This is a genomic window from Phaeobacter gallaeciensis DSM 26640, from assembly GCF_000511385.1.
Taxonomy (GTDB): Bacteria; Pseudomonadota; Alphaproteobacteria; order Rhodobacterales; family Rhodobacteraceae; genus Phaeobacter; species Phaeobacter gallaeciensis.
This window is the reverse complement of record NC_023137.1, coordinates 2,359,868-2,380,844: the sequence shown is the minus strand read 5'-3', so window position 1 is coordinate 2,380,844 and position 20,977 is coordinate 2,359,868. Positions and strand designations below refer to the sequence as shown.

The window sequence follows — 20,977 nt, the reverse complement described above, 5'->3', positions numbered from 1 at the left end:
GTAGAAACCCGGGGCGGCGCATCGCGCACCGTATGCGGGCAGTGAGGCGGAAATGGCGTATTTTACGCAGGCAGGTCACGGCCAGTCGTATTCCAATGGAGGGGACCGTTCTTCGGACCCTGCCACAGAATCGCAAGGGATCCGGCAGGAGCCGTCTTTCGCTGATGCGCATTTGCGCGATCCCGTTGCCCAATCGCCCTATCCGCAGCCGGAACACCCTTTCGGCTATGATCCGCAGACACCCGCCCCGCGCCCGCAATCTGTAGCGGGCCATAGGCAAGAGCCACAAGCGGGTGGGTATTTTGCACAGCATCAGCCGCAGGCGCCCGCGCAGGGCTACAGCCCCTATCAGCAGGCAGCCGCTACCTATGGCAACCCGGCAGAGGACGCTTATAGCGGTCCGGGTACCGATCAGGGGCACCGCTACGACGACTATGGATTTACCCCCGAACCCGCCGGCACAGGCCGTGCCGGGCTGGCGAAGGCGTTTAGCGCCTTTGGCGCGGTGGCGTCGCTGGCGCTGGTCGCAGGTATTGGTCTCTGGGGCTATCAGCTGATTTCTCGCGACGTAAGCGGTGTGCCCGTGGTGCGCGCTGTCGAAGGCCCGCTGCGGGTGCAGCCGGATAACCCCGGCGGTCTGCCAGCCGATCATCAGGGCCTTGCGGTCAACGCGGTTGCCGCCAACGGCAATGTTGAAAGCCCCGCCGACCGTCTGACTTTGGCCCCCGAAGATGTGGCGCTGACCGAAGATGATCAGCCCATGCAGGCGGCCCTGACAACCGACACCTCTGGCGCCGGGCGGGATCGCGCCTCCGCGACTGACACCTCCGATCTTTCGACTGAGGCGGTGGCCGCCTATCAGGGCGGCGACATCGACGCGCTTGTGGCAGAGCTGACTGACGGCGTCACCCCACTGGGACAGGATGCGCTGAACGGGGCTGAGCAGCTGTCCGCCGCAGCTGCCGCGCCAAACACTGCCCCAGCGATTGTGCAGCCGGAACCCCTGCAGCCCGTGAGCATTGCCGCCGTCGCCCCGGCACCGAACGCGGCCCTGCGCAATGCCCCCGGCGTGCGCGTCTCGCTGCGACCCGCAGCGCGCCCGGCCCGCTTCTCTCCAACCCGTGCGGTTGCGGCTACCCCGGCGGCACGCACAACCCAGGACGTCTCGCCCGACAGCCTGCCTGCAGGCACCCGGCTGGCCCAGCTTGGCGCTTATGAAAGCGCCGAAGTCGCCCGCGCCGAATGGGACCGCATTCACGGTCGTTTTGCGGATTATCTGGAAGGCAAGAAACGCGTGATCCAGAAGGCCGAAAGCGGCGGGCGCACCTTCTATCGCCTGCGGGCCATGGGCTTTGCCGATCTGTCGGATGCGCGTCGGTTCTGCTCCGCTCTGGTGGCAGGCAACGCGGATTGTATCCCTGTGACCACCCGCTAGGGCACCACTCGCCGGACATGGGGTCTCCCCCGACACCTCAGCGCCCGGCCCTGCCGGGCGTTCGTCGTTTATCATCCGGCAAACTGCTGCCAGTTTGCCCCATCGGACCATGGCGCCGCCCGCGACACTGGTGTATCAGCGCCCCAGCACAAAGAGGATCGCAATGCGTTACGGAGCCACCATATTAGATGCCGAAGGTCTGCGTCTCAGCGCGGCGGAAAAGGCGCTGTTTCAGCGGGTCAATCCGTTTGGCTTCATCCTGTTTGCCCGCAATATCGACACTGCCGAGCAAACCCGGGCACTTTGCAATGACCTGCGCGAGGCGGTGGGCCGTGATTGTCTGATCACCATCGATCAGGAGGGAGGCCGGGTGCAGCGTCTGCGCCCGCCACTGGCGCGGCAATGGCAGCCCGCATTGGATCACGCGCAGGCGGCAAGGGAGGGCGCAAACCGTGCCATGTATCTGCGCGCGCGGCTGATCGCAGAAGAATTGCGCGATCTCGGCATTGACAGCAACTGCGCGCCGCTGGCGGATGTGGCAGCCGAGGGGACGCATCCGTTCCTCAAAAACCGCTGCTATGGCAGCGACCTCGCCACTGTGGTCAACCGCGCCCGCGCCACCGCTGACGGCCTGCTGGACGGCGGCGTGGTGCCGGTGGTGAAACACATCCCCGGCCATGGCCGCGCCAGCATGGACAGCCACCATGATCTGCCCCGGATCACCGCCTCGCTCGCCGATCTGGCGCGGGAGGATTTCGCCGCATTTGCTGCGCTGAACGACCTGCCGATGGGGATGACGGCGCATCTGGTCTATGAGGCCCTCGACAGCCAACCCGCCACATTGTCCCCCCGCGTGATGCAGATGATCCGTTCCGACATCGGCTTTGACGGGCTGATCATGAGCGACGATATCTCGATGAAGGCGCTGAACGGCGCCCCCGCGGATATTGCCCGCGACACCATCGCTGCCGGCTGCGATGTGGTCCTGTTCTGCAATGCCCCGCTGGATGAGCGCGCTGCCGTGGCCGAGGCCGCAGGCGAGATGACCGACGCTGCACAGGCGCGCGCCGCGCGCGCCGAAGCGGCCCGCCATGCGCCCACCACGCTTGACACAGCGGCGGCTGAGGCCGAACTATCAGCCCTTATGGGCGGACAGGTATATGGCTGACACTCTGTTTGACGACGACGCGCTCAGCGTCGAGGACCGGCTTGCGGCCGAAGCATTGATCGTGGACGTTGACGGCTACGAGGGGCCGCTTGACGTGCTCCTGTCGCTCTCGCGCACGCAAAAGGTCGATCTGCGCCGCATTTCGGTGCTGGAACTGGCCCGCCAATATCTCAGCTTTGTGGAAAAGGCGCATGAGCTGCGCATCGAACTGGCTGCGGATTATCTGGTGATGGCGGCCTGGCTGGCCTATCTGAAATCCCGCCTGCTGCTGCCCCCGGACCCGACCGAAGAAGGCCCCTCCGGTGAGGAACTCGCCGCGCATCTGGCGTTCCAGCTGGAGCGGTTGCAGGCGATGCGCGACAGCGCCGCACGGTTGATGGCGCGCGACCAACTGGGGCGTAACTTCTTTGCCCGTGGCCAGAGCGAGGATGTCACCCGCATCCGCACCGTCAGCTACTCGGCGAACCTCCTGGATCTGATGCAGGCCTATGCCCGCATCCGCACGCGGGATGATTTCCGCCCCTTCGTGCTGGACCGCGAAGCGATCTTTACCATGGAGGAGGCGCTGGAGCGGATGCGCCACCTGATCGGCTACACCGGCAGCTGGACCGATATGATCACCTATCTGCCTGAGGGCTGGCACTCCGACCCGATGAAACGCCGCTCCGCCACGGCCTCCACCTTTGCGGCTTCGCTGCAACTGGTAAAGGAAGGCCATCTGGAACTGCGCCAGAGCGAGACCTATGCGCCCATTCAGCTGCGCATTCGTGACAAGGATACCTGATGGACGACCACAGCCAGAACACCGTTGCGGAGGAAACCCAAACCCTGTTTGAGGCGCCGCCGATGGCGGAACAGGAACGCATGGTCGAGGCCGTGCTGTTTGCCAGTGCCGAACCGGTCACCGTGCGCGATCTTGAGGCACGGATGCCGCATGGTTGTGAGCCGGGCACCGCGATGGAGCACCTGCGCAAACGCTACGAGGGGCGCGGCGTCAATATCGTGCGTGTCGGCGATGCCTGGGCGCTGCGCACCGCTTCCGATCTCGGCTTTCTGATGCAGAAGGAAACGGTGGAAACCCGCAAACTCTCGCGTGCCGCCATCGAAACCCTTGCTATCATCGCCTACCATCAGCCCGTGACACGCGCCGAAATCGAGGAGGTGCGCGGCGTCTCTGTCTCGCGCGGCACCATTGATCAGCTGTTGGAGATGGACTGGATCCGGCTTGGTCGCCGCAAGATGACGCCGGGCCGTCCGGTGACATTTGTGGTGACGCCGGTGTTCCTTGATCACTTCGGGTTGGAAAGTGCGCGCGATCTGCCCGGCCTCAAGGAGCTGCGCGCCGCAGGCCTGTTGGAAAACCGCCCGCCACCGGGCAGCTTGCCCCTGGGCGGACGCGGCGACAGCGACGAGGTGGAGGAACAGCCGGAACTCTTTGGCGATTGATTGCCACCGGAGGCAGACGCCCTAAATCCGCCGCATAGAGGTGCCAGACTAACACGGCTGGGCTGGTGGTCCGGCGATCCCGATTTGCTGTGAAGGAGACAGGCAGATGAACATTGAACGCGTGATCAATATGATCCTGCGCCGCCTTGTGGGCCGCGCGGTCAATGCAGGCGTTAATGCCGGGATCAAGGCTGTCTCAAAACGTGGCAAAGGGCAGGGCGCAGGCAAGGGTGCTGATAAGGACACCCGCCCACTTCCTCAGGACGGGGCCACAGCCCAGAAGGCCCGCCTGATGCGCCGCAACACCCGGCCACCCCGGTTCTAACGGCCGTCCCTTTGGCGCAGGGATCAGGCGGTTTTGAAATGCTTTGACAGCTTCAGCCCCTGACCCTGGTAGTTTGACGCGATATCAACACCATAGAGCTGCTCTGGCACTTCGGACATCCGCTCATAGACCAGCCGCCCGACAACCTGCCCATGCTCCAGCACAAAGGGCGCATCATGGCAGCGCACTTCCAACACGCCGCGTGATCCAGCACCGCCAGCAGCAGCATAGCCAAATCCGGGATCGAAGAATCCCGCATAATGCACCCGGAATTCGCCCACCATCGCCAAATAGGGCGCCATCTCGGCAGCATAGTCTGGTGGAATGGCAATCGCCTCGCGGCTCACCAGAATGTAAAACGCACCGGGGTCCAGAATGATCTGCCCTTTGGTGGTGCGGACCTCTTCCCAGTAGTCGGCGGGATCATAGTGTCCCAGCTTCGACAGATCGACCACGCCGGTATGGTGTTTGGCACGGTAGCCCACCAGATCGCCGCTCTCCGGGCGCAGGTCGACGGAGAAGCCCAACCCGTCGGAGATCACCGGATCACCAGAGACAATTGGCGTCGCCTCATGCACGGCCCGCAGATCAGCATCGCTGAGGAAGGTACGCCCCTGACGAAAGATGATCTGCGTCAGCAACTGCCCCGGCTGCACCACGACTGAGAAGCTCTGCGGGCAGATCTCGGCATAAAGCGGCCCGTCATAGCCATCCGGCACCCGGTCGAACTCCACGCCCTGATCGGTGATCACCCGCGTCATCACATCCAGCCGCCCGATGGAGGATTTGGCACTGGCCGCCGCCGTCATTCCTTCCGGCAGGCGAATGCGCTCCATCAGCGGCACTACATAGACGCAGCCCTTTTCCAGCACCGCGCCGCCGGTCAGCGCCACGCGGTGCATGGTCAGATCTTCCAGCCGCTCCGCTACAGTGCGCCCCAGACCGGGCAGGAACGAGGCACGCACCCGGTAGGCGCAATCGCTCAGCCGCAGATCAAGGCTCGCAGGCTGGATCTGATCGTTGAGGATCGGAGAGGAGGCCGCAATCGCGCCCTCAGTGATCATCTGCCGGATCTGCCGGTCCGACAGCACACCCTGTGTCAGGCTGCTGCGCGTCTGTCCCTCAGATGTCATCCCATTCTCCCAACGCTTTATTATCAACACCTTGCACGAAAGGCAGATACAAAAACACCCACCCCAGAAAGGGGCGGGCGTTTTTTAGCCCCTTGCGAGGCGGGGTATTTTGGTCGGGCTAGCAGGACTCGAACCTGCGACCTTCCGTCCCCCAGACGGACGCGCTACCAGGCTGCGCTATAGCCCGTTGCGCTGGTTTCTACCCGTTTTTCCGGCAGGGGCAAGCGAAAAAACCAGTTTCTTTCGCCCCGCTGGCAAGTTTCTAGGCCGCCCCCTGATGCGCGCGCAATCTCTCGATGCAGGCCCGCGCCTCCGCGATGTGATCGGCAGGAAGATGGTCCACCCCGGCCAGTCGCGCCAGCACGCCCGACGCCTTTGGGGTGTGCAGATCCGCCTCATCTGGGATGTCAATCACCAGCGGTTTCGGCTCCGGTGCCGGGCTTTGTTCAACCTCATCTGGGATCGGGGGCTCTGCCTCCGCCGGATCCGTCGCGACCAGTTCCGGATCGATGAGGTCCGGGGTGCCCAGATCAGCGTCGCCCTGGTCCTCGCCCGTGTCAACGCTCTCCTGATCCAGCGTATCGGCCACAACCAGGGCAGGTTCCGTCAGGTCCACTTCGGACACATCCACGTCACCCAGGTCGGCCTCCGCCGATACGGGACCGTCCAGCTCAGAAACATCCTGTTCCGGTTCGGGCATGTCAGCTGCCGCTGCCGGTGCGACCTGAGGGGTCGCTGCATCCTGTACGCCAAGCGCGGACAGCTCAGGATCTGGCGCCGCATCCTCTGGCAGATCGCTCTGCAACGCGGTTGTCGTCTCTTCAGCAGTGACCTCCGTCGCGACCTCCGGAATGTCCGCCTGTGGTGTGATGTCCGGGGCCGTCTCGGTCAGTTCCGCAGGCGCTCCAATCTCCGCAGGCGCCGTCAGTTCCGCCGGTTCTCCCAGCTCCGCCGGAGCGGCCAGTTCCAGCGTTTCAGGCATGACATCCGGCGTCTCTTCTGCGGCTGGTGCGGCAGCAGGCTCGGGCAGGGGCGCGTCTTCTGCATCCGCAAGATCTGCCACAACCTGCTCCGGTTCCTGCAGCGCGGCGTCCTCCGCCAATGGCGTCTCCAGAAGATCATCGGAGACCGCAGGCGCGCTCAGGACCGGGTCGCTGACCACGGTGTCGTCCAGCGTCGGCGCATCCAGATCCGAATCGTCAGCTGCCACTGTGCTGGCCTCATCCGGCCCCGGCAAACCAACCGTTTCAACGAGATCCGGTTCCTCGGCATGCAGCTCTGGTGCCTCTGCCGCTTGCATCGGGACCTCGGCATGCAGCTCCAGCGTCTCCGTCTCCGTCTCCGCTTCCGCCTCATCGGCAAAGGCCAGCGGATTGTCCTCGGGGGAGGGGGCTTCGTCGTCGTCCGCCAGATGGTCGGCCTGTGCATCCATCGCATCCGTGGCATCCGCCAACTGCTCGTCTTCTGCGGCTGGCACCTCCATGCCTGAGTCCAGCGGCTCGGCCTCCGCAAGGGTATCTCCCAGATCGGAGGGGGGTTCGGCAAGGGGCTCGGCCTCAACCGCCGTAACCTGTTCCGGCGCCACCACATCGGCAAGGGCAGGGTCACTGTCCAGCGCCTCGACCACCGGGGCTGGGCTGTCGCCCTGATCAAAAACCACCGGGTCCGGCACGTTACCTTCGGAGGCGGCATCAGGAGCCGACGTCTCCGGGTCAGCAGTCTCAAGATCGGCAATTTCCGGTTCCGTAGTCTCCGGTGCTGTCGCCTCGACCGTTTCTGTCGCATCATGCAGGGGCGCTTCATGCAAGGGCGCAGCAGGTGCGGAAGCTGTTTCAGGGGCTGTGATCAGATCCGGCGCTTGCGATGCAACAGCCTCCAAAGCACGCACCTGCTCATCAATAACAGGCTGGTCCGGGGCATCTTCATCGCTCCAGGGAGAGGCACTCTCGGCGTCGGTCTCATTGACTGCGGCCACAGTCTCCACGTCTGTTCCCGCTTCCACCGGCCCAAGGCTCGGCTGAGCGGTGGGCGTCGGATCAGCCTCAACCTCCACGGCGCCACCTTCAACAGCGTCAACTTCCAAGGAAGCGACCGAGGCGACGGTCTCCGCAGCCGGGGCCATCAGCTCCGCCGCGTCGAGGGGAACATCAACGTCCTCTGCCGCCGGCTCTGTCTCAGTCGGCACGGCCGCGACTGGGTCGGCACCCCCGACCTCAGACACCTCAGGTGTTGCATCCCACAACTGTCCCTGTTCCGGCGTGGGCGCATCAAGATCTGTTGTTGTATCAAGGCCTTGGTCGATTTCAGCCGGGGCGGTGGCATGATCCTCGCCTGCGGTGACCGCAGCATCGGGCGTCTGATCCGCGACATCCAGCGGCAGACCCGGCTGGGCTGCCATTGCGGGGCTTTCAGGCGGGGCCTCTGGCGCGGGCGCAGCCGTATCGGCCACGGGAGCACCCATCGCAGTGGAAGGCGGGGGCGATGGTTCCGGCGGGGAGGCGGCAGGCGTTGCCATTGGTGTCGCTGGTGGCGCGGCAGGCGCGCCCGCCGCATCACCGGGGGTGCCACCTGTCATCCCAATCGGTGTTTCCCCAACCACCTCGCTTGTCATCTCGCCCGTTGGCACTGGCGCGGCAGGGATCGCCGTTTCGCTGGTGGGTGCGACTGGCGGGTGGAGAGACCCGGTCTGAGACACCGCAGTATCCATCGGATCGGCAGCTGTAGGTACACCGCCATCGGGAGGCGCTGTGGCGGGCATGGAGGGGGCGGGCATGGAGGGAGATGTCGGCGTAGCGCCGAACGCGGGTTCCACGGCGGCAGAGGTCTCGTCCTCAGCAGCGGGCGTTGCCGGGGCCACGGGTGCGGTTTCTGTCTGCGCTGCAACAGGCGTCTCACCCTGCGGCGGCACCAGAGGTGTCGGGTCCGCTGGGGCCAGTGGTGCTGACGCAGCTGGGGTAGGTGCGGGCGCAGCGGCCGCAGCACCGGGAGTGCTAGAGGCACCTGAGTCGGCAGCAGGGACAGCCGCAGATACAGCCACACTGGGGGTCGCAGGAGCCGCAGGAATAGGGGTGCTCGTCGGGGGGGAGGCCGCAGCGGGAGCGGCGCTGACAGATGGTGCGCCGGGTGTTGGATCCGCCAGTCCCGGTTGCGCCTGCGCCGGTTGGATCTGCGGCGGTTGGGTCTGCACCTGTTGAACCTGCGCGGATTGGACCGGTTCGGGTTGGACCTGTCCCGGTTGAGTCTGTACCGGCTCCGCCTGTGCGGTTTGCAGGGATTGTGCCGGTGCCTCTGTCACCTGCGCTGCCTCTGCCTCTGCCGGTGCGGTCAACGGCGGTTCGGTGGCGGCGGGGGCCTCTTGCGGGGGTGCATCTGCTGGACCATCCGCCTCGACAGGGGGCTCAGCCTGAACCTGAGCCTGAACCTCGGCAACTTCCTCGGGCGGGCTCACCTCTCCCTCGATCACCATCTCACCCGTTGAGGGGGCGGGACTAACGTCCTCTGCCTCAGCGGCAGGGATATCTCCGGCGCCCATGGCGGCAACATGGGCGGGGCCATGTTCGCGCAACAGCGCCTGTACATCCTTGATGGACAGCCCCTTGTCGTGCAGCAACGTCTTGATACTACCGAGCAATTCGACATCGGCAGGCCGATAGTACCGGCGTCCGCCTGCGCGTTTGACCGGTTTGATCTGGGTGAACTTACTTTCCCAGAAACGCAAGACATGCGCCTGGATCCCCAGCCACTCCGCAACTTCGCTGATGGTGCGGAAGGCGTCTGGTGATTTTGACATCGCGTGGTGTGTCCCGTGGTTACTGACCGTTATTTACGGTTCCCGTCTGCCACCCGGTCCTTCATCAAATGCGATGGTCGAAAGGTCAAAACCCGGCGAGGCTGAATGGGCACCTCTTCGCCAGTCTTCGGGTTGCGCCCCACGCGAGCGGATTTATCGCGCACGCTGAAGGTCCCGAAGGAAGAAATTTTGACCTGTTCCCCACGGACCAGGGCGTCAGACATATGCTGAAGCAGGCTTTCCACCAGCTGCGCGCTTTCGTTGCGCGACAGGCCAACCTCGCGGAAGACTGCTTCACTCAAATCCATTCGTGTTAGTGTTTTTTCGCCCATGACTATCCCCGCTGTTTGTCGAAGCATAGGGCGGGGGGAATTTCCCTGTCAATATCAATGAATTGCATCGGGGAGTTGGACCGGTAAAATCGCGCGCAATCTGAGCGTTGCCTTGCCGCTTACCAGCGCAGCACCACTGATCCCCAGGCCAAACCGCCGCCAATGGCCTCGGTGACCACCAGATCGCCCTGTTTGATCTGGCCGCGCGATTTGCCCACGGACAGCGCCAGCGGGATCGAGGCGGCGGAGGTATTGCCGTGGTCCTGCACGGTCACGACAACCTTCTCCATTGGCAGGCCCATCTTCTTGGCGGTGCCCTGAATGATGCGGATATTGGCCTGATGCGGCACGATCCAGTCCACGTCATCCGCACCAAGACCGGCACGCTCCAGCGCGGTATGGGCGGTGGAGGCCAGTTTCTCAACCGCGTGGCGGAACACCTGATTGCCTTGCATGCGCAGATGGCCGGTGTTCTGGGTGGACACACCGCCATCCACGTAAAGCAGATCCTTGTAGCGTCCGTCGGAATTGAGATCGGTTGCCAGAATGCCGCGATCCTCGCTGCTGCCGGCGCCGTCCTGCGCCTCCAACACCAGCGCCCCGGCGCCATCACCAAACAGCACACAGGTGGAGCGGTCGGTCCAGTCCATGATTCTGCTAAAGGTCTCGGCCCCGATCACCAGCACCTTTTCCGCCTGACCAGAGGAAACCAACGCATTGGCATTGCTCAGCGCGTAAACGAACCCGGCGCAGACGGCCTGCACATCAAAGGCAAAGCCACGCGTCATACCCAGCTGCGCCTGCACCATAGTGGCAGCAGAGGGGAAGGTCAGATCGGCGGTGGAAGTGGCCACGACGATGGCGTCGATATCTTCGGCCGTCAGACCGGCATCGGCGAGTGCATTTTGCGCGGCCTTGGTGGCCATCATGGAGGTGGTCTCACCCTCGGCGGCGAAATGGCGGCGCTCAATCCCGGAGCGGCTGCGAATCCATTCGTCGGTGGTGTCTAGCGTTGCTTCGAATTCCGCGTTTTCGACCACGCGTTCAGGGAGATAATGCCCGGTCCCGACAATTACTGCGCGTCGCGTCATTCTATGGCCTGCCTTTTAGTCTTTTTGGGTGGGCGCCTGGTCGGTTTTTGTCTCGTCCATTTGCGCTGCTTTATCTTGGGTAAGCGCCACAGAGGATGCAACCCGTGCCGCCAGTTTTTCTGCAAACCCCTGCTGGGCAAGACGGAACGCCAGTTTGACCGCAGCCGAAACCCCGGTGGCATCGGCGCCGCCGTGGGATTTCACCACGGTGCCATTGAGGCCAAGGAACACGCCGCCATTGACCCGGCGCGGATCCAGCCGTTTGGACAACCGCTTCAGCGAGGTCATCGCCAAGAGCGCGGCGATCTTCGACAGGAAGGAGTATTCAAACGCCTCGCGCAGGGCGACACGCATCAGGCTGGCAGTGCCTTCGCCGGTTTTGATCGCCACATTGCCGGTGAAGCCGTCGGTGACAATCACATCGGCCACATCACCGGGGATATCGCTGCCCTCAACAAAGCCGACAAAATCAAAGCTGCCGTTTTCGGAATGATCGGAGATCAGCCCGTAGGCTTCTTTCAGATCGGCGTGGCCCTTGTGTTCTTCGGTGCCGACATTCAGCAGGCCCACGCGGGGGCGGGGAATATCCATCGAATTGCGCACATAAGAGGTGCCCATCAAGGCGTATTGCAGCAGATCCTGCGCATCGGCACGCACATCAGCGCCGACATCCAGCATCACATTGAAGCCCTGCGGATTGCGTGACGGCCAGAGAATCGCAATCGCCGGACGGTTCACGCCGGGCAGTTTGCGCAGGCGCAGCATCGACAGCGCCATCAGCGCGCCGGTGTTGCCGCAGGAGACGGCGCCGGCGGCTTCGCCCTGCTTGACCGAGTCCAGCGCCGACCACATGGAGGTGCCCTTGCCGTTGCGCATCACCTGGGAGGGTTTGTCCGCCATGGTGACCACATCGCGGGCGTCGCGAAATTCCACGCGTCCGTTGAGAATGCGTTTCTTGGCGACCAGCGGTTTCAGCTGGTCTTCGGGGCCATGCAGAATGAACCCCAGATCGGGGTTCTTGTCGGCGGACATAGCAATGCCGGCCACCACAACTGCGGGGCCGGCATCTCCGCCCATGGCGTCAACCGAAATGACTATGCGGCCGGCATTCTTCTGCATCTGATCGGGTTTACCCGCCATGAAAAGGCCTGCCTGACATAAGTCTGGGTCAGACGCGGCTTAGGCCGCGTCTTCGTCCATGTCGATCTCGTCAGCGGCTGCGACGATTTCTTTCTCGTCGTAGTGGCCGCAGGAGGGGCAAACGTGGTGCGGGCGCTTCAGCTCGCCGCAGTTGCCGCATTCGTTCGGGTTCGCAGCAACCAGTGCATCGTGCGCGCGGCGGTTGTTGCGACGCGACTTGGATACTTTGTTCTGTTGGACAGCCATGTCTCAACCTTTGTCACTTGGGGCCTTGGGGCTGTCCCCGCGGCGCGTTTCACATTCAATGTTTCGATCGGTCTGCCGTGCGTTTAGGCCTCAGCCTTGCCGATGTCCAACCAAAATTCCGATGAGCGCGCGAAAATACTGCGAATTGACGCTGGCGCAAGTGGTTTTTTGGCCGGTCAGCGCAGGAACACCAATCGGAATCGTCTGGTCGCTCTCTTTTCAGTCTTCGCCGCCGCCGTCAAGCTGATCGCGCAGGGCCGCCAGCCCGGCAAACGGCTTGGTATCCTCATCGCGCATTGGGGCGACGCCCGGTTCGGCATGCACCGATTCTCCCAGTTCGGCGCCATCTTTACGGGGGTATTGCGGCAGCGCCAGAGCCAGCGCCTCCACCATCACCTCCTGCGGTGAGATATGGCTGCCAAGCGGTTCGCTGCTGTCATCTTCCGGCATCTCCACTTCTTCCTCGCTGTCGGGATGCACCATCCCGGCGATAAAGCTGCGGCGCACCTTCTGATCAATGCGGGTGGTGACAGGATCCAGTGTCACCACGCAGGGCTGCACCACGGTTGCACCGAGATCTGCCACCAGCTCCCAGTCGCGTTTGCCCAGGGCGCGGATCTCTCCGGCAAAGCGCAGTTTGCGCAGATCGTCGACGCCGAGGTCCTGCGCCAGAGCTTTCAGAACATCGACATCAGGGCGCAGTTCAAAGGTGGTTGCGCGGTTTTGCGGTAGGTCAGCGACCCGAAAAGCGGTGCTCTCAGACATTTGGGGGACTTTCGTTTCTTGAACCGGAGGCTCGGTTTAGGTAATCCGGTTCAAAGGCGTATTCAAGCCGGGGGGCAAGAGAGTAGCATGACATCCAAACGCATGAGGTCGCTGAAGGCGGCGACGAGGGTCACGGTTCTCTTGGTTGCGGGGCTCGCGGTCAGTGGCTGCGCGATGTATCGCAAACATGGATATGTTCCCAGCGAGGAGCTGCTCTCCGAGGTGGTTGTAGGCGTTGATACCAAGGATAGCGTGGCTGAAACCGTTGGTGTACCGGCGGCAGAGGGCGTGCTGACCGATGGCGGGTATTACTACGTTTCCACCCTGATGCGCCGCCGCGGCCCGTCAGCGTCAAAGCCGGTCTCACGCGAATTGGTGGCGATCAATTTCAACGATCAGGGGGTGGTCACAGGGATTGAACGTTATGGTCTGGAACAGGGTCGGGTGATTCCCTTGCAACGCCGCGTGACCAGTTCCAACGTTCAGGACAAGACATTCCTGCGCCAGCTTCTGGGCAGCCTTGGCAACTTTGGCCCCGGTGGTCTGATCGAATGATAGGGTTGGTCTGATCGGCCTGCATATCGAAATGTTTGAAAAGCCATCCCGATCCGGGGTGGCTTTCGTCATTTGGCTGAGATGTGATCCATGTTAGGCAGACCTGAGTTGTTTGCTGTGCGAGAGCCTTTGGTTGGTGAAAGATCTGTGTTGCGTGATGTGATCAATCCGGTCGGAATGACCGGTGATGCAGAGCCTGAGACGGTTTTGCACGGCGGCCGCTACCGTGTCCGTGTCATTGATGGGGTGGAGGGGGCGCTGGCCCATGCAGATCTGCAACAGGCGCAGCGCTTGCGGGGCTTGTGTTTTGGACGACCCGGGCTGGATGCGGAGGCACTGGACACGCGCTGCCGGCATCTGTTGGTCGAGGATCAGGCCAGTGGCCGCTTGGTCTGTTGCTGCCGGTTGCTGCTGTTGCCGGATGGTGGGCATCTTGGGGTCAGCTACGCAGCTCAGCGCTATGATTTGACCCCATTGCAGTCTCGTAGTGGCCCGCTGCTGGAGCTGGGGCGGTTCTGCATCCACCCGGATTGGCAGGATGCGGATATCCTGCGACTGGCCTGGGGCGCTCTGACGGCATTTGTGGACCAGAATGGCGTGGAGCTGCTGTTTGGCTGTTCGTCGTTCCGGGGCACGGATCCGGCACCTTACTCTCAGGCACTGGCCCTGCTGCTCCTGCGTCATCAGGCACCATTGGGGCAGGGGGTCGGGGTGCGTGCGGCAGAGGTGCTGGAACTGGCCGCGATGGATCTGCCCCGCGTGGATGGCAAACAGGCCTTGCAGCAAATGCCGCCGCTGCTGCGCAGCTATCTGATGATGGGGGGATGGGTCAGTGACCATGTGGTGATTGACCGTGATCTCGACACGCTGCATCTGTTTACGGGTGTTGAAATCGCCGCCATTCCCGCAGCGCGCAAACGTCTGCTGCGCGCTGTTGCCGGTGGCTTCGCCAGTGATGGGGGCTGACAGCCGTTGACCTGCCCCGCGCCCCGGTTTAGCTGGCTCCTATGGCACGTATTCCTCTTTTACAGATGTCCGGTATCTCCCTCACCTTTGGGGGCGATCCGGTGTTCGCGGATCTTGATCTGGTGGTGCAGCCCGGCGACCGGGTGGCGCTGGTCGGGCGCAATGGCTCCGGCAAATCCACCCTGATGAAGGTGATGGCCGGTCTGGTCGAGGCCGACACAGGCTCGCTGGTGGTGCCGCCTGGAAAATCCGTGGGTTATATGGAGCAAGACCCGCAGATGACGGGTTTTGCCACGCTGGGGGATTTCGCGGCCTCCGAGTTGGATCCCGGCGATATGTACAAGGTGGAGCGCGCAGGCGAGGGGCTGAAGTTCGACCCGGCCCGCCCGGTGGCGACGGCCTCTGGCGGTGAAAAACGCCGCGCGGCGCTGGCCAAGCTGATGGCCGAGGCACCGGATCTGATGCTGCTGGATGAGCCGACCAACCATCTGGACATTGAAGCGATCACCTGGCTTGAGAATGAGCTGAAATCAACCCGCGCCGCCTTCGTGCTGATCTCGCACGACCGGGCGTTTCTGCGGGCGCTGACCCGGGCGACACTTTGGGTGGACCGGGGGCAGGTGCGCCGTCAGGAAAAGGGGTTTGATGCCTTTGAGGCCTGGCGCGACAAGATCTGGGAAGAAGAAGACCAGCAGCGCCACAAGCTGAACAGGCTGATCAAATCCGAAAGCCGCTGGGCGGTTGAGGGCATCTCGGCCCGGCGCAAACGCAATATGGGCCGGGTGCGCGCGCTTCAGGATCTGAAGGCGGAGCGGTCGAGCCAGATCAAACGGCAAGGCACCGCTGAACTGGCACTGGACGCCGGCCCGAAATCGGGCCGCAAGGTGATCGAGGCCGAAGGGCTGACGAAATCCTATGGCGACAAGGCGATTGTGCGGGACTTCTCCCTGAAGGTGCAGCGCGGGGATCGGGTTGCCTTTGTCGGGCCGAATGGTGCAGGCAAGACGACGCTGCTGAAGATGCTGCTGGGGCTGGAACAGCCTGACGCGGGGACGGTACAGCTGGGCACCAATCTGGAGCTGGCGCTGTTTGATCAGACCCGCGATCAGCTGGATGGCGATGCCAGTCTCTGGGAAAACCTGACCTCTGATCCGCTGCTCGGGATTTCCGGCAAGGCGGATCAGGTGATGGTGCGGGGGCAGCCGAAACATGTGGTGGGCTATCTGAAAGAATTCCTGTTCGATGAGGCACAGGCCCGCGCGCCGGTGCGGTCCCTGTCCGGGGGGGAGAAGGCGCGGTTGCTGCTGGCCCGGCTGATGGCCCGGCAGAGCAATCTGCTGGTGCTGGATGAACCAACCAACGATCTGGATGTCGAAACACTGGATCTGTTGCAGGAGCTTTTGGACAGCTATGACGGCACGGTTTTGCTGGTGAGCCACGACCGGGATTTTCTGGACCGTGTGGCCACCACCACCATCGCCATGGAGGGCGGTGGCGGGGCCACGGCCTATGCCGGCGGGTGGAGCGATTATCTGGCCCAGCGTGGCCCGGTGGCCGGGGCGGAGGAAAAGGCGGAGAAAGCCAAGGCAGCCAAGCCGAAACCCAAGCAGGAAGCGCAGCCGAAGGACGGTCTGAGCTTCAAGGAAAAACATCGGCTGGAGGCCTTGCCCGGAGAGATCGAGCGGCTGGAGGCGGAGATCGCCAAATTGCAGCAGCTGATGGCCGATCCTGATCTGTTCACCCGCGAGCCGGTGAAGTTCCAGAAGGCCACCGATGCGCTGGTGGAGCGGCAGGAAAAACTCTCCGCCGCTGAAGAGGAATGGCTGGAGCTGGAAGAGAAATCTGCGGGCTGAGGCCAGTCTGGTTTTTTGGGTAAGTCATATTGACCCAATGTTTCGCGTGCGAAACATTGGGTCAAAGACGCTGCCGTAGTCGTTTGTAAAATATAAACTTTTCCTGATTGAAGACTAAGGCGGCGCGCGCCTGCTGCGCAACAGCTCCGTGTCTTGGCAGTGCGGGTGTCAGCCGGGCAGCGCCCGCGCCGGATTGCCGACAACCGTCACCCCGGCTTCCACATCCCGTGTCACCACCGCACCAGCGCCGACGATGGCGCCATCGCCGATGCTGACACCGGGCAGGATGATCGCGCCGCCGCCGATCCAGACATCGCACCCCAGCGTAACCGGATGGGCGATCTCCAACCCCTTGGCGCGCAAGTCTTTGTCTTTGTGATGTTGGGCGCAGTAGATCTGCACATTTGGCCCCAGCATGGTGCGGTCTCCAATCCGCACAGGGGCGCTATCCAGAATGGTGCAGCCCGCGTTCATGTAGACCTGATCGCCGAGGTGGATATTGAGTCCATAGGCGCAGTGAAACGGGGCCTCGATCAGGCAGTTTTGTCCATGGCCTGCAAAGAGCGTAGCCAGCGGCGGGCTGAGGGGTTCGCTTGGATCCGGGGCGCGGTGATTGTGCTGATGCACCGCCAGACGGGCCTGATGACGCAACGCCGAGAGTTCGCCGTCTAGGCAACAGTACCAGTCGCCTGCCTGCATCTTTTGTCGTTCGGATCTGCTCATGCCGGGCCTGTTCCGGTTGAGGGCGGCGGGGGTGGTGCGATGGTTTTGGCGTAATCGGCCATGAGCTCTGCCAGCTCCTCCGCCGTGGTTGGAAAACGGGCATAGCTGTGGGTGGCTGGCACCTGCGCCCAGGGCTGTTTCTCCTCCGTCATGATCTCGACGAAGGGAGTAAACCACGTCAGATCATCCAGCAGGGAGGCACGCAGATTTACCCGCTCCGGTGCCGCCTGCAGGCGGGAGAGGACGAAGCTGAGGCAGCTCAGGCAGTAATAATGCTTGCGTTCTGCGCTGTGGAGGCCTCCCAGCACCAGCTCTCCCGTGGTGGTGACGGCCCCTGCCGGGAACATGACGGTCAGGGAATAGGCGCTGGCGGCAAGTTTCTGACAATCACGGCAATGGCAGGCCAGCGTCAGCAGCGGGGCGGCGGTGACATGCAGCTGCACAGCACCGCAGAGACAGGCGCCAGTCAGCGGCAGGGTGGGCTGGGTCATGGGTCTGCTCCCCATCGGTAAGGCTTTGCAACAGGCTAGCGGAGTTTCCGGGGGCTGTCGCTGCTCAATCGCGTGCCGCGTCGGTCAGGGGGAGGGGGTGCCTCAAGGGGGAGTGCCCCTTGAGGTGTCAGTATCAATGTGTGCAACCGTGGACGCGTCAGCGCATCCGCAGCGCGCCGTCGAGGCGGATCACTTCGCCGTTGAGGTACCCCATCTCGACGATAAACCCGGCCAGACGGCCATATTCGGCAGGATCGCCCAGGCGCGCGGGGTTGGGCACATCGGCGGCGAGTTGCTGCTGCACCTCTTCCGGCAGGCCCGCGAGCATTGGGGTCATGAAGATCCCCGGCGCGATGGTCATCACCCGCACGCCCGAAGAGGCCAGATCGCGGGCCATCGGCAGGCACATGCCCACAACACCGCCTTTGGAGGCGGCATAGGCGGCCTGACCTTTTTGACCGTCAAAGGCCGCGATGGAAGCGGTGTTGATGATCACGCCGCGACCGCCATCTTCGGCCGCGTCACATTTGGCGATCTCCATAGCCGCCAGCCGGGCCACGTTGAAGGTGCCGACGAGGTTGATGTCGATGGTGCGCTGGTAGGCATCAAGGGGATGTGCGCCATCACGGCCCACGGTTTTGATGCCAAGGGCGATGCCCGCGCAGTTCACACAGGCGTTGATCTTGCCCATCTTCTCGCTGGCGAGCGCCATGGCAGCGGCAACTGAGGTTTCGCTGGTGACATCGGTTTCGGCAAAATGCCCTCCGATTTCGGCGGCCACGGCGGCGCCGCGTTCGGCGTCCCGGTCCAACAGGGTGACCTGGGCGCCATTGGCGGCGAAATGACGGGCGGTGGCCTCACCAAGGCCAGAGGCGCCGCCGGTGATGACGGCGGCGGTTTGCGACAGTTTCATGAGCAGGGCTCCTCCCGGGGGTCTGTGCTATCGAGTTCATATCTGAACATTCGTTCAGATAATCACGTCCCCCTAGCAGTGTCCAGAGAGCCCGGGATTCATCAGCCGTTTGTCAAGCGCGGCCAAGGGGCGCAGCACGCGACCCAGCGGCGGCCAATAGGCCCAGGTGCCGCCCAACTGGTGCAGCCGCGCGCCGGTGCCCAGTTTGAACCGGGCCAGACCTGCGGCGTCTTCGGTGTTGATCACCCCCAGATCCAGCTGCTCGCAGCCCTGTTTGGCAAGCCAGGACATCGCTTCCCACATCAGGAGGTTATGGGCGGACAGCGCCTTGCCCCGGTCGGTGGTGTGGGCGATGTGGTAGGTCGCGCCGCGCCCATGGCGCAGAACAAGAATGCCCGCGACGATGTCTTTTCCGTCATGGGCCTCGAAAATCTTGGCCATGCCTTTGTTTTCACGGGCGTAGGCCAGCGTAAGATCCACGGGCCAGCTGCGATAACCACGGCTGGATTGCTGCGCGGCATCGGCGGCAAAGATCCAATGCGCCGGTGTCTGCGGCAGCGACTGTCGGGTGATGCGCAAGCCTTGCTGTTCGCCGTGGACCAGCCGGTTGCGCCATTTCTGATGCAGGTTGGCGCGCCGCTGATCAGGGTCAGTCGTCAGGTCCACCAGCCCGACATGGGCCGGGCTGACCAGCGCTACGGCGCCGTGGCGGGCCAGCGCAGGCGTGGGGGTTTCCGGCGAGAGGATCACCGGCGTGCGGCGCAGGCCATTTTCCTGCAGGTGTTCCAGCAGACGCAGTGGTTTGTCGATGCGGGCACGGTTCACCATGGCAACATCGATGCGGCCCCAGAGTTTGCGGCGCATCACGACGGTGTCCTTCATCTGGCCAAGCACCAGAGGATCCTTGCCGGTGGCCTGAAGTGCGCGGGCAAATTCTGCCGATTGTGGCAGGGCAGAGATGGTTTCGTCGCGAAGAATGGGGCGGGGCATGACATCTGCTGGTGTGAAATCGAACATGGCGCCATTAACCGCAGCGAAACCTAAATGATGGTTAATGGTGGTATGAAAAATACGAATAAAATTCGAAATCATCACGCGCCGGGGCCGAGGATCACCAAAGCTGCCGCTTTGTTGGCAGCGCTGGCCGTGTCCTTGCCGGTTGGGCTGGTGCTGTTGCTGGTGGATCTGCTGCTGTTGTGAGGGCGCGGGTTGGCTGCGGTGGGACCCGTGGCTGAGACGAAAAAGGGGGCCGATTGGCCCCCTTGAATTATCGTCTTGATCTATGCGCGCGGGGTCAGCCGTCTAGCTGCACCAGCGCGTGGCGTTTTTTGCCGGCCGAGAGTTTGATCGGCGAGGCGAGCGCGGCGGCGTCGATCATCAGGCCCGCGTCGGTCAGCGGTTTGTCATCGATCTTGGCACCGTTTTCCGAGATCAGGCGCTTTGCGTCTTTGCCGGATTTGGCCAGCCCGGATTTCACGATCAGCTGCACGATGGAGATGCCATCGCCCAGATCCGAAGATGACAGCGAGAGTGTGGGCAGATCGTCGCCAATGCCGCCTTTTTCAAACACCTCGCGGGCGGTGGCCTCGGCGGCGGCAGCGGCCTCTGCGCCGTGCAGCAGGGTGGTCACCTCATTGGCGAGGATCACCTTGGCGGCATTCACCTCAGAGCCTTCGAGCGCGCCGAGACGGTTGCATTCATCCACGGGCAGCTCGGTGTAGAGCTTGAGGAAGCGGCCCACATCGGCGTCGGTGGTGTTGCGCCAGAATTGCCAGAACTCATACGGAGAGAGCAGATCGCCATTGAGCCAGATCGCGCCGTTCTGGGATTTACCCATCTTCTTGCCGTCTGAGGTGGTCAGCAGCGGCGAGGTGAGGCCATAGATTTCATGGTCCAGCACCCGGCGCGTCAGATCGATGCCGTTAACGATATTGCCCCATTGGTCCGACCCGCCCATCTGCAACACGCAGCCATAGCGGCGGTTCAGCTCAAGGAAGTCATAGGCCTGAAGGATCATGTAGTTGAATTCGAGGAAGGACAGCGACTGTTCGCGGTCGAGACGCGATTTCACGCTCTCAAACGACAGCATTCGGTTCACCGAAAAGTGGCGGCCGATGTCGCGCAGGAACGCGAGATAGTTCAGATCGTCCAGCCATTCGGCATTGTTCAGCATCATCGCCGCGTTACCCGCGCCGCTGTCATAGTCGATATAGGCGTCGAACACCTTTTTGATGCCCGCGATATTGTCGTCGATCTGGACGTCGGTCAGCAACGGGCGCTCATCAGCGCGGAAGGAGGGATCGCCCACCTTGGTGGTGCCGCCGCCCATCAGGGTGATCGGTTTGTGGCCAGTCTTCTGGAACCAGCGCAGCATCATAATCTGGATGAGTGAGCCCACATGCAGTGAGGTCGCGGTGGCGTCAAAGCCGATGTAGGCGGATTGGCCGGGGGTCATCAGCGCCTCGTCCAGGCCCTGATAATCGGTACAGTCGGACAGATAGCCGCGTTCCATCATAACTGCGATGAAATCCGATTTTGGGTGGTAGGTCATGATGTGCCTCGGCTTTTGAATTGCGCGCTGCTGTATAAAACGCAATTTGCACGG

General features: G+C 63.0%; 21 protein-coding genes and 1 tRNA gene. 9 read left to right on the top strand and 13 right to left on the bottom strand.

Translation table 11 applies throughout. The features are described from left to right. Nucleotides 1-52 precede the first annotated feature (52 nt). From GAL_RS11590 to GAL_RS11570, 5 genes are all read left to right on the top strand, one after another. Nucleotides 53-1,435, top strand: coding sequence for an SPOR domain-containing protein (locus tag GAL_RS11590; RefSeq protein WP_024097768.1), 1,383 nt, complete (start codon nucleotides 53-55; stop codon nucleotides 1,433-1,435). Between the two features lie 163 nt (nucleotides 1,436-1,598). Beyond that, nucleotides 1,599-2,603, top strand: a complete 1,005-nt coding sequence (gene nagZ, locus GAL_RS11585; protein WP_024097767.1) for a beta-N-acetylhexosaminidase — start codon at nucleotides 1,599-1,601, stop codon at nucleotides 2,601-2,603. Next, entirely contained in the window at nucleotides 2,596-3,387 is a 792-nt protein-coding gene (locus tag GAL_RS11580; RefSeq protein WP_024097766.1) for a segregation and condensation protein A, read from the top strand. The genes nagZ and GAL_RS11580 overlap by 8 nt, the downstream gene beginning before the upstream one ends. Continuing rightward, nucleotides 3,387-4,049, top strand: coding sequence for an SMC-Scp complex subunit ScpB (gene scpB / locus GAL_RS11575; RefSeq protein ID WP_024097765.1), 663 nt, complete (start codon nucleotides 3,387-3,389; stop codon nucleotides 4,047-4,049). The genes GAL_RS11580 and scpB overlap by 1 nt, the downstream gene beginning before the upstream one ends. Before the next feature lie 106 nt (nucleotides 4,050-4,155). Next, on the top strand, nucleotides 4,156-4,374 hold the full coding sequence (locus GAL_RS11570) for a hypothetical protein (protein ID WP_024097764.1): 219 nt from the start codon (nucleotides 4,156-4,158) through the stop codon (nucleotides 4,372-4,374). A gap of 23 nt (nucleotides 4,375-4,397) precedes the next feature. On the opposite strand, the gene GAL_RS11565 is transcribed toward GAL_RS11570, so the two are convergent. The 8 genes from GAL_RS11565 to GAL_RS11530 form a co-directional block, all read right to left on the bottom strand. Continuing rightward, nucleotides 4,398-5,507, bottom strand: coding sequence for a 2'-deoxycytidine 5'-triphosphate deaminase (locus GAL_RS11565; RefSeq protein ID WP_024097763.1), 1,110 nt, complete (start codon nucleotides 5,505-5,507; stop codon nucleotides 4,398-4,400). A 110-nt stretch (nucleotides 5,508-5,617) separates the two neighbouring features. Then, nucleotides 5,618-5,694, bottom strand: a tRNA-Pro gene (locus tag GAL_RS11560). 75 nt (nucleotides 5,695-5,769) lie between these two features. Beyond that, entirely contained in the window at nucleotides 5,770-9,297 is a 3,528-nt protein-coding gene (locus GAL_RS11555) for a MerR family transcriptional regulator (RefSeq protein WP_024097762.1), read from the bottom strand. A gap of 29 nt (nucleotides 9,298-9,326) precedes the next feature. Continuing rightward, the gene (gene ihfA / locus GAL_RS11550) at nucleotides 9,327-9,629 is read right to left on the bottom strand and encodes an integration host factor subunit alpha (RefSeq protein WP_014874236.1); all 303 of its coding nucleotides are present in this window, start codon (nucleotides 9,627-9,629) and stop codon (nucleotides 9,327-9,329) included. A gap of 119 nt (nucleotides 9,630-9,748) precedes the next feature. Next, nucleotides 9,749-10,720, bottom strand: coding sequence for a beta-ketoacyl-ACP synthase III (locus GAL_RS11545; protein WP_024097761.1), 972 nt, complete (start codon nucleotides 10,718-10,720; stop codon nucleotides 9,749-9,751). A 15-nt stretch (nucleotides 10,721-10,735) separates the two neighbouring features. Further along, nucleotides 10,736-11,860 (bottom strand): phosphate acyltransferase PlsX, encoded by a 1,125-nt coding sequence (plsX, locus tag GAL_RS11540; protein WP_024097760.1) that lies wholly within the window; start codon nucleotides 11,858-11,860, stop codon nucleotides 10,736-10,738. 39 nt (nucleotides 11,861-11,899) lie between these two features. Then, nucleotides 11,900-12,106 carry a 50S ribosomal protein L32 gene (gene rpmF, locus GAL_RS11535; protein ID WP_014874239.1) on the bottom strand — a complete coding sequence of 69 codons (207 nt, stop codon included), beginning with the start codon at nucleotides 12,104-12,106 and terminating at the stop codon, nucleotides 11,900-11,902. 219 nt (nucleotides 12,107-12,325) lie between these two features. Further along, a complete protein-coding gene (locus GAL_RS11530; RefSeq protein WP_024097759.1) occupies nucleotides 12,326-12,871 on the bottom strand; it encodes a YceD family protein in 546 nt (181 codons plus the stop codon). 87 nt (nucleotides 12,872-12,958) lie between these two features. Here GAL_RS11530 and GAL_RS11525 point away from each other — a divergent pair, with 87 nt between their 5' ends. The 3 genes from GAL_RS11525 (at nucleotide 12,959) to GAL_RS11515 (ending at nucleotide 16,245) form a co-directional block, all read left to right on the top strand. After that, nucleotides 12,959-13,426, top strand: a complete 468-nt coding sequence (locus tag GAL_RS11525) for an outer membrane protein assembly factor BamE (protein ID WP_024097758.1) — start codon at nucleotides 12,959-12,961, stop codon at nucleotides 13,424-13,426. Between the two features lie 147 nt (nucleotides 13,427-13,573). Then, nucleotides 13,574-14,392, top strand: a complete 819-nt coding sequence (locus GAL_RS11520) for a GNAT family N-acetyltransferase (protein WP_081731421.1) — start codon at nucleotides 13,574-13,576, stop codon at nucleotides 14,390-14,392. A 41-nt stretch (nucleotides 14,393-14,433) separates the two neighbouring features. Beyond that, nucleotides 14,434-16,245, top strand: a complete 1,812-nt coding sequence (locus tag GAL_RS11515; protein ID WP_169731156.1) for an ATP-binding cassette domain-containing protein — start codon at nucleotides 14,434-14,436, stop codon at nucleotides 16,243-16,245. 168 nt (nucleotides 16,246-16,413) lie between these two features. Here GAL_RS11515 and GAL_RS11510 read toward each other — a convergent pair whose 3' ends face one another. From GAL_RS11510 to GAL_RS11495, 4 genes are all read right to left on the bottom strand, one after another. Continuing rightward, the gene (locus GAL_RS11510) at nucleotides 16,414-16,968 is read right to left on the bottom strand and encodes a sugar O-acetyltransferase (protein ID WP_024097755.1); all 555 of its coding nucleotides are present in this window, start codon (nucleotides 16,966-16,968) and stop codon (nucleotides 16,414-16,416) included. Further along, nucleotides 16,965-17,459, bottom strand: coding sequence for a GFA family protein (locus GAL_RS11505; protein ID WP_024097754.1), 495 nt, complete (start codon nucleotides 17,457-17,459; stop codon nucleotides 16,965-16,967). Before GAL_RS11505 ends, GAL_RS11510 begins: the two co-directional genes overlap by 4 nt. A gap of 157 nt (nucleotides 17,460-17,616) precedes the next feature. Then, on the bottom strand, nucleotides 17,617-18,372 hold the full coding sequence (locus GAL_RS11500) for an SDR family NAD(P)-dependent oxidoreductase (protein WP_024097753.1): 756 nt from the start codon (nucleotides 18,370-18,372) through the stop codon (nucleotides 17,617-17,619). Nucleotides 18,373-18,444: 72 nt separating this feature from the next. Beyond that, nucleotides 18,445-19,389, bottom strand: coding sequence for a GNAT family N-acetyltransferase (locus tag GAL_RS11495; RefSeq protein WP_040104074.1), 945 nt, complete (start codon nucleotides 19,387-19,389; stop codon nucleotides 18,445-18,447). Nucleotides 19,390-19,434: 45 nt separating this feature from the next. On the opposite strand from GAL_RS11495, the gene GAL_RS22665 reads away from it, so the two are divergent. Beyond that, nucleotides 19,435-19,572: a hypothetical protein gene (locus GAL_RS22665; protein ID WP_162894047.1), complete on the top strand. Its 138-nt coding sequence runs from the start codon at nucleotides 19,435-19,437 to the stop codon at nucleotides 19,570-19,572. A gap of 94 nt (nucleotides 19,573-19,666) precedes the next feature. On the opposite strand, the gene tyrS is transcribed toward GAL_RS22665, so the two are convergent. Continuing rightward, a complete protein-coding gene (gene tyrS, locus GAL_RS11490; RefSeq protein ID WP_024097751.1) occupies nucleotides 19,667-20,923 on the bottom strand; it encodes a tyrosine--tRNA ligase in 1,257 nt (418 codons plus the stop codon). Nucleotides 20,924-20,977: the final 54 nt, after the last annotated feature.